The following is a 15009-nucleotide window of genomic DNA, read 5'->3' as shown; positions in this document are numbered from 1 at the left end:
CCGTACCTTCGTGCTTTTGTTCAGGACCGAGTCGGGAGGGTCAGCTCGACAGACCGAGTTCCTTGTCGAGGTAGTCAAACAGTTGATCCGGTGTTGCGGATCGAAGTTCAACTGCTTCTTTTTCCGGCTCGGGATCGTGCTGCCGGTCCCCGATCCACTTGGACAGAATCGTGCGCAGCCGACGCGTCACGTCCTCGTGCACGGACTGGTCGGCACGCGCCGCGGCCAGCCCGGCTTCGAGCCGGTCGAGGTCGTCGAGGATGGGTACGGACACCTTCTCCCCGGGCGCGAGCTCGGTCAGCAGCCAGGCCGCGAACGCCTGCGGCGTCGGATAGTCGAACACCAGCGTGGCCGGCAACCGCAGCCCGGTGGCCGTGTTGAGCCGGTTGCGCAGTTCGACACCGCTGAGCGAGTCGAAGCCCAGATCCTTGAACGACGTACGCGCCTGCACGTCGTCCGCGGAGCCGTGGCCCAGCGCCTTGGCCGCTTCGGTGCGTACCAGGTCGGCCAGCAGCCGTTCCTGTTCGGGGCGGGTCAGCCGGCTGAGCCGGCGGGCCAGTTCGTCCTCGTCCATCGCCGGTTCGGTGGTCTTCGCGGCCGATGCGGCGGCGAGCTGCCGGACCTCGGGGATGTCCCGGACGAACGGCCGGGTCGCCAGGTCGGAGCCGGCCAGCATCTGCGGCCAGTCGACGTCCATCACGGTGAGTACGGCGTCGTTGCCCTGCAACGCTTCGAACAGCGCCCGGACACCCAGTTGCGGATCCATCGGTGGCAGCGGCAGGCGTTGCATGCGGTTGCGGATGGCCTCCTTCGACTCGGCCAGACCACCACCACCCCACAAACCCCACGCCACCGACAACCCCGCCAGACCACGGCTCCGACGATCCTCCGCCAACGCATCCAGATACGCGTTCGCCGCCGCATAGTTGCCCTGACCCGCCGAACCCAACGTCGACGCCGCCGACGAGAACAACACGAACGCATCCAAGTCGAGGTCGCCGGTCAACTCGTCCAGCAACGCCGCACTGACCGCCTTCGCCGCCAACACCGTCGCCAACCGTTCCGGCGACTGCCGCTCCACCACGCCATCGTCGAGTACGCCAGCGGTATGCATCACCGCCGACACCGGCACACCCGATGTGGACGTCCACGCCAGCAACCCGGCCAGCTCGCCACGGTCACCCGCGTCACACGCCACCACATCGACGTCCGCACCCGCGATCGCCAACTCGGCCGCCAAAGCCGCCGCACCGGACGCCGACGGCCCGGAACGACTCGTCAAGATCAGCCGCGATGTCTCGTGGCCCGCCAGCCAGCGCGCCACATGCCCACCGATCGCGCCGGTGCCACCGGTGATCAGCACACCGCCGCGGGTACGCCAGTCGTCGGCCGCGCCGCGCGGCAGTGCCGCCCGCGACAGTCGCCGCCCGAGGATCCCGGACGGGCGGATCGTGGTCTGGTCCTCGTCCAGGTGCGACAGCACCGCCACCAGCCGGGCACCGGCCCGGTCGTCGAGCACCTCGGGCAGGTCGATCAGGCCGCCCCAGCGGTCCCCGTGCTCGATGCCGACCACCCGGCCCAGGCCCCAGGTCTGCGCCTGCACCAGGCTGGCCGGCGACTCGCCCGGCGCGCCGGCGATCGCCCCGCACGTGGCCACCCACAGCGGCGCTTCCACGTCCAGATCGCCGAGCGCCTGCACCAGGGCGAGCGTCGCGGCCAGACCGCGCGGGACGATCGGGAAGTCCGGCAGGTATTCCTCGTCGACCGCGAGCAGGGAGAGTACGCCCGCCACGGGGCCCGGTTCGCCGATCAGCCCGGCCAGGTCGTCGCGCCCGGTCGCCCCGGCGGGCACCTCGATCAGCCGCACGTCGGCGCCCCGCGAGGTCAGGATGTGCTCGCACTCCCGTGCCCGGCCTGCACTGGCCGGACCGGCCACCACAAGCCACGATCCGCTGAGCACCCCGGGGTCGGGTTCGGCCACGGGCGACCAGCCGACCCGGTACCGCCAGTTCGCGGTGACCGACCGGTCCTGCTCGCGGCGACGCCACGAGGTCAGGGCCGGCAGCAGCTCGCCGATGGTCTGCCGGTCCGGCAGTTCGAGGGTGTCGGCGAGCTGGGCGACGTCGCCGTTCTCGACGGCCGTCCAGAACTCCGCCTCCGCGGGGGTGCCCGCGGTGGAAGCGGTCACGGCCTGAACAGCGGCGCCCTGCGGCCAGTACCGCTCGTGCCGGAACGCGTAGGTCGGCAGTTCCACCGTGGCCGCGGCCGGAAGGACCCGCGTCCAGTCCACGGACGCACCTGCAACGAACGCCTCCGCCAGCGACGTCAGCAACCGGGTCGCGCCACCGTCGTCACGGCGCAACGTGCCCGTCACGACCGCATCCTCCACCGTGTCGCCGATCGCACCCAGCAACACCGGATGCGGTGTGACCTCGACGAACAAGTCATGCCCCGAACCGGCCAGCGTCCGCACCGCCCGCTCGAACTGCACCGGATTACGCAGGCTCGCATACCAGTACGCGGCATCCAGCTCCGTGCCGGTCAGGGTCTCCCCGGACATCGCCGACACCATCGGCACCCGACCCGCACGCGGCGCCACCGAAGCAAGGACTGACAGGATCTCTTCCTCCAGGACATCCACCTGCGGCCCATGCGACGCGTAATCCACCGCCACCATCCGCGCCCGGACACCCTCAGCCTCGAACGCCGCCTGCAACTCCTGCAGAGCGTCCGGCTCACCCGACACCACCACCGACGCCGGACCGTTCACCGCCGCCAACGCCACCCGCCCGCCGAGACGCGGCTCGACCGTGGCGGCGGACGCCGCGACCGACATCATCCCGCCCGCACCGGAAATCGCCTTCAGTGTCTGCGACCGCAGAGCCACGACCTTCGCCGCGTCTTCCACGCTGAGCATCCCGGCGACCGTGGCGGCAGCGATCTCGCCTTGCGAGTGCCCGACGACCGCGTCCGGGGTGACGCCTGCGGCCTCCCACACGGCTGCGAGGGAAACCATCACCGCCCACAACAACGGCTGCACCACATCCGCGTCAGTCCACTGACCATCACTGGACAGCATCTCCGTCAGCGACCAGCCGACATACGGCGCCAGCGCCCGCTCACACTCGCCCAGCCTGGCGGCGAACACCGGCGAAACCGACGCCAGCTCGCGGCCCATGCCGACCCACTGGGAACCCTGACCCGGGAACACGAACACCGTCCCCGGCTGCGAGCGCGCCACACCCGTGACCGCCGGCCCGCTCAGATCGGCGAGACCCGCGGCCAGTTCACCACGGTCACCGCCGATCACCACGGCCCGATGTTCGAAGAACGACCGTGTCGACGCCAGGGACCACGCCACGTCGGCGGCGGTCGGCTCCGGACGGGCGGTCAGCCACTCCCTCAGCCGGGCCGCCTGGCCGTCCAGGCCCTGCGCTGAGCGACCGGAGACCACCCATGCGGTCGAGGCCGCAACCACCGGCGTGTGTTCCTCGGCCCGCTCATCAGGCGAGTGGGCGGGAGCTTCTTCGAGGATCACGTGCGCGTTGGTGCCGCTCATCCCGAACGACGACACACCGGCCCGGCGCACTCGCTCACCCGACGGCCACGCGATCGGCTCGTTCAACAGCCGGACGTCGCCCGCGGTCCAGTCGATGTGCGGCGACGGCACATCGGCGAACAGTGTGCGGGGCAGCTCATCGTGCTGCAGCGCAAGGACCATCTTCATGACCCCTGCGACACCGGCCGCGGCCTGGGTGTGGCCGATGTTCGACTTCACCGACCCGAGCCACACCGGCCGATCCTGCGGCCGCCCCCGACCGTACGTCGCCAGCAGCGCCTGCGCCTCAATCGGGTCACCGAGCGTGGTGCCCGTGCCGTGTGCCTCCACCACATCGATGTCGGCGGTGGTCAGCTGCGCCCCGGCGAGCGCGGCGCGGATGACCCGCTGCTGCGACGGACCGTTCGGCGCAGTGATCCCGTTCGACGCACCATCCTGATTCACCGCCGAACCCCGCACCACCGCCAGCACCCGATGCCCAAGCCGCCGCGCATCCGACAACCGCTCCACCACCAGCATGCCCACACCCTCGGCCATACCCATACCATCCGCGTCCGCCCCGAACGCCTTCGAACGCCCATCCACCGCCAAACCACGCGCCTGCGAAAACCCGATAAACCCATCCGGCGTCACCATCAACGTCACACCACCAGCAAGAGCCAGCGAACACTCCCCCGCCCGCAACGCCTGCACCGCCAAATGCAACGCCACCAACGACGACGAACACGCCGTATCCACCGTCACCGCCGGCCCCTCCAGACCGAACGTGTACGACAACCGACCCGACAGGACGCTGGTCGCGTTACCGGTCATCAGGTGCGCGGCGATGCCCTCGAACTCGTCGCTGCCTTCGTGACTCATGGCGGCGTACCCGGAGCTGTAGCCGCCGATGAACGCACCCGTCTGCGTCCCGCGCAGCCGGCGCGGGTCGATCCCGGCCCTTTCCAAGGCCTCCCAGGACGTCTCCAGCAGCAGTCGCTGCTGCGGGTCCATGGCGACGGCTTCGCGCGGGCTGATGCTGAAGAACCCGGCGTCGAACGCGCTGGCCTCGCTGACGAAGCCACCCTTGCGGGTGTACGACGTCCCGACCGTGCCGCTGTCCGCGTCGTAGAGGGCGTCCAGGTCCCAGCCGCGGTCGACGGGGAACGACCCAATCGTGTCCGTGCCGGCGGTGAGCACCTGCCACAGCTCGTCGGGGCTGCTCACACCGCCGGGGAAGCGGCACGCCATGCCCACGATGGCGACCGGCTCATCCAGGCCCGCGCTCGCGTAAACCGGAGTGTCGGTCTCGGCTGCCGTGTCGCCCACGAGCTCGGTGCGCAACAGCACCGCCAACGCGGCCGGCGTCGGATAGTCGAACACCAACGTCGCCGGCAACCGCAACCCGGTATCGAACCGCAGACGATTCCGCAGATCCACCGCGGTCAACGAATCAAACCCCAGATCCGTGAACGCCCGACCCGCCTCGATCCGATCCACCGACGCATGACCCAACACCGCCGCCACCCGACGCTGCACCAGATCCAACAAGAACCGATCCCGCTCGACCACAGACATCGCCGCCAGCCGCCGCCGCAACTCCTCCACCTCACCGGTGGAGACGGCAGCGCCCGCGGCAGTGCGCCGCGCCGCGGCGGGCCGGACACCGGACAGCACCCGCCACAGCGGCGGCACCTCGCCCGAGTCCGCGGCCTGCCGGCGCAGCGTCTCCAGATCGAGCCGTGCCGGGATCAGCACCGCTTCCGGCCGGGTCAGCGCCCGGTCGAAAACGCCCAGGCCCTCCGCGGCGCCCATGGCGGACAGACCCGACCGGGAGATGCGGGACAGCGACACCTCGTCCAGGTTCCGGCCGATGCCCGCCTCGTGCACCCACGGACCCCACTGCAGCGACAGACCGGCCAGCCCGGTCGCCTGCCGGTACGACGCCAGGCCGTCCAGGAAGCTGTTCGCCGCAACGTAGTTGCCCTGGCCCGCGGCACCGAACGTCGCCGCAGCCGAAGAGAACATCACGAAGTGGTCCAGTTCCAGGGAACTGGTCAGCTCGTGCAGGTACCACGCGGCGTCGGTCTTCGGCCGCATCACCGCGGCCAGGCGCTCCGGTGTCAGCGTCGCGACCACGCCGTCGTCGATCACCCCGGCCGCGTGGAACACGGACCGCAGCGGGAGGTCCGCCGGGATCGTCGCCAGCACGGCGGCCAGGGCGTCCCGGTCGGCGGCGTCAGCGGCGATCACCTGCACCCGGGCACCGGCGGTCGCCAGGTCGGCGGCCAGCGCCGGCGCGCCGGCGGAGGCCGGCCCGGAACGGCTCAGCAGCGTCACGCCGCGGGCCCGTCCGGTCGCCACCAGATGCGCGGCGACCAGCCCGCCGAGGGTGCCGGTGCCGCCGGTGACCAGGATCGTGCCGGTCTCGCCGGAGTCCGGGACGGCCTCGGTCGCCGCCGGACGGACGATCCGGCGGCCGTACGCCACGGGTCCGCGCAGCGCCACCTCCGGTTCGCCGCTGCCGAGCACCGCGGCCAGCGTGGCCGCGTCGACGTCGGAGTCCAGCAGGTCGGCCAGGATCAGCCGGCCCGGGTTCTCCGACTGCGCCGAGCGCAGCAGGCCCCATACCGCCGCACCGGCCAGGTCGCGTACGCCCTCGCCGTCGGCGGCGGCGACCGCGCCGCGGGTCAGGACCAGCAGCGGTACGGCGTCGACGGCCGGTTCGGCCAGCCATTCCTGCACCAGTGCGAGCACGGAACCGGCGGTCTGCCGGGCGGCCTCGCCGACGTGGCGTTCGCCGGTGTCCTCGCCGGCCACGCACAGGACCACCACGCTGGGCGTGGTTGCCGCCGTGACGACGTCGTCGACACCGGCGTGGACCGGCAGGGTTCCGGCGGCGCCGAAGCGGTCGGCGCCGAGCAGCGCCCAGTCGTCCGGCGCGTCGCTCTCGGCGAGGGTGACCGGCACCCAGTCGCAGGTGTACAGCGCGTCGCTCGCCGCGGGCTCCGGCGGGGCCGTGACCGGGCGGCTCAGCAGGGACGCCACCGAGACGACGGGGGCGCCGGTGGTGTCGGCCGCCGTGAGGGTCAGGCTGTCGTCGCCGTTGCGGCGCAGCCGTACCCGGAGCACCGATGCTCCGGCGGCATGCAGTTGCACACCGGTCCAGGCGAACGGCATCCGTACGCCCGAGTCGACGTCGCCGGTGAGCACGGCGGCGTGCATGGCGGCGTCCAGCAGTACCGGATGGATCCCGAAGGCGCCTGCGTCCGCGGCCACCTCGTCAGGGAGCGCCACGTCGGCGTACAGGTCGTCGCCGCGGCGCCACACGGACTGCAGGCCGTGGAAGGCCGGGCCGTAGATGGCGCTCAGCCGCGTACGGTAAAAATCGGTGAGGTCGACCGCGTCCGCGTCCCGTGGTGGCCATGCGGTGAGGTCCGGGTCCGTCGCCGTCTCCTGCGGCGCGGGGGTCAGCGTGCCGGAGGCGTGCGGTGCCCACGACGTGCCCGGCTCGTCCGGGCGGGAGAAGATCTCGACGCCGCGACGGCCCTGCTCGTCCTCGGTGCCGAGGACGACCTGGACCTGGACGCCGCCGTCGGCCGGGACGACCAGCGGGGCCTGCAGCGTCAGTTCCTCCAGGACACCGCAGCCGGCCTGGTCACCGGCTCGGACGGCCAGTTCGACGAACGCGGTGCCGGGCAGCAGCATCAGCCCGCCGACGGTGTGGTCGGCCAGCCACGGCTGGGACCGCACGGACAACCGGCCGGTGCAGACGATCTCGCCGCCGGGGAGTTCGACCGCCGCGCCGAGCAGCGGGTGGCCGAGCGCGGCCTGGCCCAGCGACACCGGGTCTCCTCCGGTGCCCGCCGCGGGGAGCGTCAGCCGCCCCTGGGGCCAGTACCGCTCGTGCCGGAACGCGTACGTCGGCAGTTCCACCGTGGCCGCGACGGGAAGGACCCGCGTCCAGTCGACGGCCGCGCCCGCGACGAACGCTTCCGCGAACGAGGTCACCAGCCGGGTCACCCCGCCGTCGTCGCGGCGCAACGTGCCACACACCGCACCCGGGACGGCCCCGGGACCGGCGTGGCCGGCCACGTCGTCGAGGGTGTCACCGATCGCACCCAGCAACACCGGGTGTGGTGTGACCTCGATGAACAGGTCATGCCCCGAACCGGCCAGCGTCCGCACCGCCCGCTCGAACTGCACCGGATTACGCAGGCTCGCATACCAGTACACGGCGTCGAGTTCCGTGCCGGTCAGGGTGTCGCCGGACATCGCCGACACCATCGGCACCCGACCCGGCTGCGGGCTGATCCCGTCCAAGGCCGCAAGAATGTCCCGCTCCAGCGGGTCGACCTGAGGCCCGTGCGACGCGTAGTCCACCGCGACCATCCGGGCGCGGACGCCCTCGGCCTCGAACCGCGCCTGCAGCTCCTGCAGAGCGCCCGGTTCACCGGACAGCACCACGGATTCGGGACCGTTGACCGCCGCCAGTGCGACCCGTGTGTGCAGACGCGGCTCGACCGCTGCCGCCGACAACGCGACCGACATCATCGCGCCCGCACCGGAGATCGCCCGCAACGTCTGCGACCGCAACGCCACCACCTTCGCGGCGTCCTCCAAGCTGAGCATCCCGGCGACCGTGGCCGCCGCGATCTCACCCTGCGAGTGACCCACCACCGCATCCGGGACGACGCCCGCCGACTCCCACACCGCAGCGAGCGACACCATCACCGCCCACAACAACGGCTGCACCACATCCGCGTCGGTCCACTGATCCTCACGCGACAGCATGTCGGTCAATGACCAACCGACATGCGGGGCCAGCGCCTGCTCACACTCGGCGAGGCGCGCGGCGAACACCGGGCTCACCGCGGCGAGATCCCGGCCCATGCCGACCCACTGAGAACCCTGGCCCGGGAACACGAACACCGGCCGGGCCGGTCCACGCGCCACACCGGACACCACCGGCCCGCTCAGATCAGCGAGACCCGCGGCCAACTCGTCGCGATCGCTGCCGATCACCACCGCCCGGTGCTCGAGAGTCGACCGGGTCCTGACGAGTGACCAGGCCACGTCCGCGGTGGTCAGCTCCGGACGCTCGTTCGTCCACGTCCAGAGCCGCTCCGCCTGGGCGGCGAGGCCGTCCGCCGACCGGCCCGAGATCACCCACGCACCCGCACCCGACACCACCGGGGTCGGCTCCTCGGGATCCGCAACGTCGTCCGCGGGGGCCTCTTCCAGGATCACGTGCGCGTTGGTGCCGCTCATCCCGAACGACGACACACCCGCCCGGCGCACCCGGCCGTTCCCGGTCCAGGACACCGGCTCGTTCAGCAGCCGGACCTCACCGGCCGACCAGTCGATGTGCGGCGACGGGACGTCCGCGTGCAGGGTGCGCGGCAGCTCACCGTGCTGCAACGCCAGCACCATCTTGATCAGCCCAGCGACACCGGCCGCGGCCTGCGTATGACCGATGTTCGACTTCACCGAACCCAACCACACCGGACGACCCTCCAGCCGACCCTGACCGTACGTCGCCAGCAACGCCTGCGCCTCGATCGGATCACCCAACGTGGTACCCGTGCCATGCGCCTCCACCACATCCACATCAGCCGCAACCAGCCCGGCACTGGCCAACGCCGCCCGGATCACCCGCTGCTGCGACGGCCCGTTCGGCGCCGTCAAACCATTCGACGCACCATCCTGATTCACCGCCGAACCCCGCACCACCGCCAAAACCGGATGACCAAGACGCTGCGCGTCCGACAGCCGCTCCACCACCAGCACACCCGCGCCCTCACCCCAGCCGGTCCCGTCCGCGTCCGCCGAGAACGCCCGGCACCGCCCGTCCACCGACAGCCCCTGCTGCCGCGAGAAATCCGCGAACGTGTTCGGCGTGGCCATCACGGTCACGCCACCGGCCAGGGCGAGCGAGCACTCCCCTGCCCGCAGCGCCTGCACCGCCAGGTGCAACGCCACCAGCGACGACGAACACGCCGTATCGACCGTCACGGCCGGGCCTTCCAGGCCCAGCGCGTAGGACACGCGGCCGGACAGCACACTGGTGGCGTTGCCGGTCAGCATGTGGCCCTCGACGCCCGCGGTGGCGGCGCCACCGGTCAGCGCCATCGCCAGGTTGTAGCCGGAGCTGAACCCACCGGCGAACACGCCGGTCGAGCTGCCCCGCAGGGTGTCCGGGTCGATGCCCGCCCGTTCCAGGGCCTCCCACGACAGTTCCAGCAGCAGCCGCTGCTGCGGGTCCATCGCCAGCGCCTCACGCGGGCTGATCCCGAAGAAGTCCGCGTCGAAGTCGGCGACCTCGTCGAGGAAGCCGCCCTGAGCGGCGTACGAGATGTCGTCGAGGTCCCAGCCGCGGTCGCCGGGGAACCCGGAAACCGCGTCCCGGCCCTCACTGAGCAGCCGCCAGAACCGGTCCGGGGTGGCCGCGCCACCCGGGAACCGGCAGCCCAGGCCGACGATCGCGATCGGCTCGTCCAGCGCCGTCGCCGTGACCGTGCTCCCGGCCGCCACGGCGCCGGGCTGCCCGGTCAGCTCACCGCGCAGGAACTGGGCCAGCACCAGCGGGGTGGGGTAGTCGAAGATCAGCGTGGCGGGCAGCCGCAGACCGGTCGCGGTGTTCAGCCGGTTGCGCAGCTCGACCGCGGTCAGCGAGTCGAAACCGAGCTCCTTGAACGCCCGCCGGGCCGCCACCGCCTCCGCCGACGCGTGGCCCAGCACCAGCGCCACCTCGGCACGGACCACATCGGTGAGCAGGCGTTCCTGCTCGGCCGGGTTCAGTCCGGTCAGCCGCTGCGCCAGCGCGCCTTCGATCCGTACGGTCGTCGTCGCGGCGGCCGGGAGTCTGCGCACCTCGGGCAGGTCACGGACCAGCGGCGCCTGCCGCAGTTCGCCGGCTCCCGGACCGGTGGCCAGCTGCGCCCAGTCGACATCCATCACGGCCAGCACGCCGGTGGCGCCCTGCACGGCTTCGAAGAGGGCGCGTACGGCCAGTTGCGGATCCATGGCAGGCATCGGCAGGCGTTGGGTACGGGCCCGGACCGCCTCGGAGGACTCGGCGAAGCCGCCACCGCCCCACACGCCCCAGGCGATCGACAGGCCGGTCTTCCCGCGGGCGCGCCGGTTCTCGGCCAGCGCGTCCAGGTACGCGTTGGCCGCCGCGTAGTTGCCCTGCCCGGCAGCGCCCAGCGTCGCGGCCACCGACGAGAACAGCACGAACGCGTCCAGGTCCAGGTCGGCGGTCAGCTCGTCGAGCAGGTCCGCGCTGGTGGCCTTGGCCCGCAGGACCGTGGCCAGCCGCGCCGGGGACTGCCGCTCGACCACGCCGTCGTCGAGGACGCCTGCGGTGTGCATCACGGCCGACACGGTCGGGCCGGTGGCCCCGGTCCACGCCAGCAGGCCGGTCACGTCGGCGCGGTGACTCACGTCGGCGGCCACGATGTCGGTACGGGAACCGGCCGTCGCCAGCGCGGCCGCCAGCGTCGCGGCGCCCGGGGCGGCCGGGCCGGAACGGCTGGTCAGAACGAGCCGGGGGGCGTGGTGCGCGGCGAGCCAGCGGGCCACGTGCCCGCCGATCGCGCCGGTGCCGCCGGTGATCAACGTGCTGCCGCCGGTCCGCCAGTCGTCGGCCGACCCGCGGAAACGCGAGGGCCGGGTCAGGCGCCGGCCGAGGATCGCGGACGCGCGGATCACCACCTGGTCCTCGCCGACACCGGCGAGTACCGCGGCGAGCTTGCGGCCCGCGCGCTCGTCGGTCACCGGCGGCAGGTCGATCAGGCCGCCCCAGCGGTCCGGGTGCTCCAGCGCCACGACCCGGCCGAGACCCCAGATCTGCGCCTGCACCGGGCTGGTCAGCGCCTCGCCCGGACCGGCGGCGACCGCACCGCGGGTGACCAGCCACAACGGAGCTCCGATTCCGGCGGCGCCGAGCGCCTGGACCAGGGCGAGGGTCGCCGCGAGACCTTGCGGGACCTCGGGGAACTCCGGTGTCGGCGCCTCGTCCAACCCGAGCAGGGAGACGACGCCGGCCACGTCGCCGGCCGGCGAAAGATCGGCCGGACCGGCAATGGCCACGACCACGGCGCCGCGTGCCGTCAGGGCCGCCGCCACCTCCTCGGCGGCTTGTCCGGCGCCCACGACCAGCCAGCGCCCGGTCAGGCGTACGTGGTCGGGCTCGGTCAACGGCGCCCAGCTCACCTGGTAGCGCCAGCCGGCGGTCACCGAACGGTCCTGTGCGCGGCGGCGCCACGACGCCAGCGCCGGCATCAGGTCGCCGACCTGCTGATCCGGCAGATCGAGCGCGTCGGCGAGTCCGGACAGGTCACCGTTGTCGACCGCGGTCCAGAATTCGGCCTCGGCGCCCGTGCCGGTGTCGGGCCCGGCCGTCGAGCGTTCCGGCCAGTACCGTTCGCGCTGGAACGCGTACGTGGGCAGGCCGATCCGCTCACCGGACGGCAGCAGTGTGCTCCAGTCGACGGTCACGCCGTGCACGTACGCGCGGGCGAGCCCGGTCAGCAGGTTGCCCTCGGCCTGCTTGCGCCGTTGCAGCGGGATGAACACGCCTTCGTCGCCGCCGATCCCGGCGACCGCGTCGGGGCCGAGCGACGACAGCGAGCCGTCCGGCCCGACTTCCAGGAACACCGACACGCCCTGACCCGCGAGGGTCGCCAGCGCGTCGCCGAACCGCACGGCTCCCCGGGTCTGCGCCGCCCAGTAGCCACCACCGGGCTCGCCGACCAACGCACCGTCCAGAGCTCCCGCCCACAACAGCGTCGGCCGGTGGTGGGGAAGCCCCGCCGCAACGTCGTCCAGGGACGCGAGGGCCGGTTCCATCGCCGCCGAATGGAACGCGTGACTGACCCGTAGCTGTTTGACCCGGCAGCCCTGCGCACGCCAATGCTCCAGAACCCGCGCAACACCCTCGGCCGCACCCGAAACCACCACCGACTCCGGGCCATTGACCGACGCGACCTCCACACCATCAACCAACGTGGCAACCACGTCGGCCTCGGCCACGTTGATCGCCGCCATCGCCCCACCCGCGGGACACTCCTGCATCGCCCGGGCCCGCGCCGCCACCAGACGACACGCATCCGGCAACGACAGAACCCCCGCCACATACGCCGCCGCGATCTCACCAACGGAATGACCCACCACCGCATGCGCCGTCACCCCGGCCGCCTTCACCACCGCGGCCAACGCCACCTCAAACGCGAACAACCCCGTCTGCGCATACAACGTCTGATCGGCCACCGACCCGTCGACACCGTCAGCACCCAGCACCAGATCACGCACCGGAACGTCGAGCAGAGCGCACACCTCGTCGAACGCCTCGGCGAACACCGCACTGCCCTCGTACAGGGAACGACCCATCCCCGACCACTGCGAACCCTGACCCGCGAAAATCAGACCGACCCGCACGGCAGGCCGCGCCACCCCGTCGGTCACGGACTTCGTGGTCTGGCCGGTCGCCAGGTTCGCCAGCGCGCCGAGCAGGTCGTCGCGTTCCTTGCCGACCACGACGGCCCGATGTTCGAGCTTCGACCGGGTCGTGGCCAGCGACCACGCCACGTCCGCCGGGGCGGTCTCGGGATGCGCCAGCACCCACTCCCGCAGCCGGCCGGCCTGACCGGCGAGCCCTTCGGCGGAGCGGGCGGACACCAGCCACGCGGCGGCGTCCGACACCACCGGGGTACGTGCCTCGGGCGCGGCGGTGTCCTCCTCGGCCGGTGCCTCCTCGACGATGACGTGCGCGTTGGTGCCGCTGATGCCGAACGCCGACACACCTGCACGGCGCACCCGTTCACCGGACGGCCACGCCACCGGCTCCCGCAGCAGGCGCACGTCACCGGCGGTCCAGTCGATGTGCGAGGACGGCTCCTCGGCGTGCAGGGTGGCGGGCAGCTTGCCGTTCTGCAGTGCCAGCACCATCTTGATCACGCCGGCGACACCGGCGGCGGCCTGCGTGTGACCGATGTTCGACTTCACCGTGCCGAGCCACAGCGGCACCTGCCCGGCCCGGTCCCGCCCGTACGTGGCGAGCAGCGCCTGTGCCTCGATCGGGTCGCCCAGCGTGGTGCCGGTGCCGTGCGCCTCGACGACGTCCACGTCGGCGCCCGACAGGCGGGCGTTGGCCAGCGCGGCCCGGATGACCCGCTGCTGGGAGGGGCCGTTCGGGGCGGTGATGCCGTTGGATGCGCCGTCCTGGTTGATGGCCGAGCCGCGGATCACGGCGAGGACCGGGTGGCCGTTGCGCCGGGCGTCGGAAAGGCGCTCCAGCACGAGCATGCCCGCGCCCTCGCCCCAGCCTGTCCCGTCGGCGTCGTCGGAGAACGCCCGGCACCGGCCGTCGGACGACAGGCCCTGCTGGCGGGAGAATTCGATGAACATGCCCGGTGTGACCATCACCGTGGCGCCGCCGGCCAGGGCCAGGGAGCACTCGCCGGCCCGTAGCGACTGGACCGCCAGGTGCAGCGCCACCAGGGACGACGAGCAGGCGGTGTCGACCGAGACGGCCGGTCCTTCCAGGCCCAGCACGTACGAGATCCGCCCGGACAGCACGCTGGTCGCGTTGCCGGTCATCAGGTGTTTTTCGGCGCCGGACCCGGTTTCGGCGGCGGCCTGGCCGGCCAGCATCAGGTAGCCGGAGGCGAAGCCACCGGCGAACACGCCGGTGGTGCTGCCGCGCAGCCCGGCCGGGTCGATGCCGGCGCGTTCCAGGGCCTCCCAGGAGACTTCGAGCAGCAGCCGCTGCTGCGGGTCCATCGCCGACGCCTCGCGCGGGCTGATGCCGAAGAACCCGGCGTCGAACGTGGTGGCGTCGGTCAGGAACGCACCGGACTGGGCCGTCGTGGGCCCGTCGGCCGGGTCGTACAGGTGCTCGATGTCCCAGCCGCGGTCGGTGGGCAGCGCGCCGACCGCGTCACCTCCGGCGGCCAGCAGCTCCCAGAACTGTTCCGGGGTGCCCGCGCCGCCGGGAAACCGGCAGCTGAGCCCGACGATCGCCAGCGGCTCGGCGGCCCGAGCCTCCACCTCGTGCAGCCGGGCCCGGGCGTCCTGGGCGTCCGCGATGGCCCGCTTCAGGTACGCCCGAAGCTTGTCCTCATTAGACGTGGTCATGGTGTGGCTCCCTGATGTGGCGTACTGCGGTGTGCTCGGGGACGGAGTCGCGGCGCTCATTCGAGTTCCTCGACGAGAGCGAACAGCTCGTCGTCGGTGGCGGCGCCGAGTTCGGCCTCGCGTTCGCTGCGGCTCTTGTCCGCAGCCGAGGTGCCGATGGACTCCAGGAGGCGGCGCAGGCGTTCGGCGAGTTCGTCCCGCAGGGACTCGTCGGCCGGCCTGGCCTGGACGGCGGCTTCGAGGCGGCCGAGCTCGTCGAGGACGGGTACGGACACGCTCTCCTCGGGCGCGAGCTCGGTCAGCAGCCAGGCCGCGAACGCCTGCGGCGTCGG

General features: G+C 72.3%; 2 protein-coding genes (1 of these 2 only partly in view). Both read right to left on the bottom strand.

Annotated elements, in window-relative coordinates:
- Window positions 1-40 precede the first annotated feature (40 nt).
- The gene (locus ACMCNK_RS01875) at window positions 41-14737 is read right to left on the bottom strand and encodes a type I polyketide synthase (RefSeq protein WP_412734625.1); all 14697 of its coding nucleotides are present in this window, start codon (window positions 14735-14737) and stop codon (window positions 41-43) included.
- Window positions 14734-15009, bottom strand: partial view of a type I polyketide synthase gene (locus tag ACMCNK_RS01870; protein WP_412734624.1) — the end only. 23430 nt of this gene lie beyond the right edge of the window; only the last 276 of its 23706 coding nucleotides appear in the window; its start codon lies off the right edge, out of view; the stop codon is at window positions 14734-14736. The genes ACMCNK_RS01875 and ACMCNK_RS01870 overlap by 4 nt, the downstream gene beginning before the upstream one ends.

The organism is Krasilnikovia sp. MM14-A1259, assembly GCF_047159535.1.
Taxonomy (GTDB): domain Bacteria; phylum Actinomycetota; class Actinomycetes; order Mycobacteriales; family Micromonosporaceae; genus Actinoplanes.
Note: the sequence above shows the minus strand (reverse complement) of the source record. Positions and strands in the feature narration are given on the sequence as shown.

What these genes read in the sequence shown, in the direction of transcription:
- ACMCNK_RS01875 (WP_412734625.1), bottom strand. Translation starts at nt 14,737, where the DNA reads ATGAGCGCCGCGACTCCGTCCCCGAGCACACCGCAGTACGCCACATCA.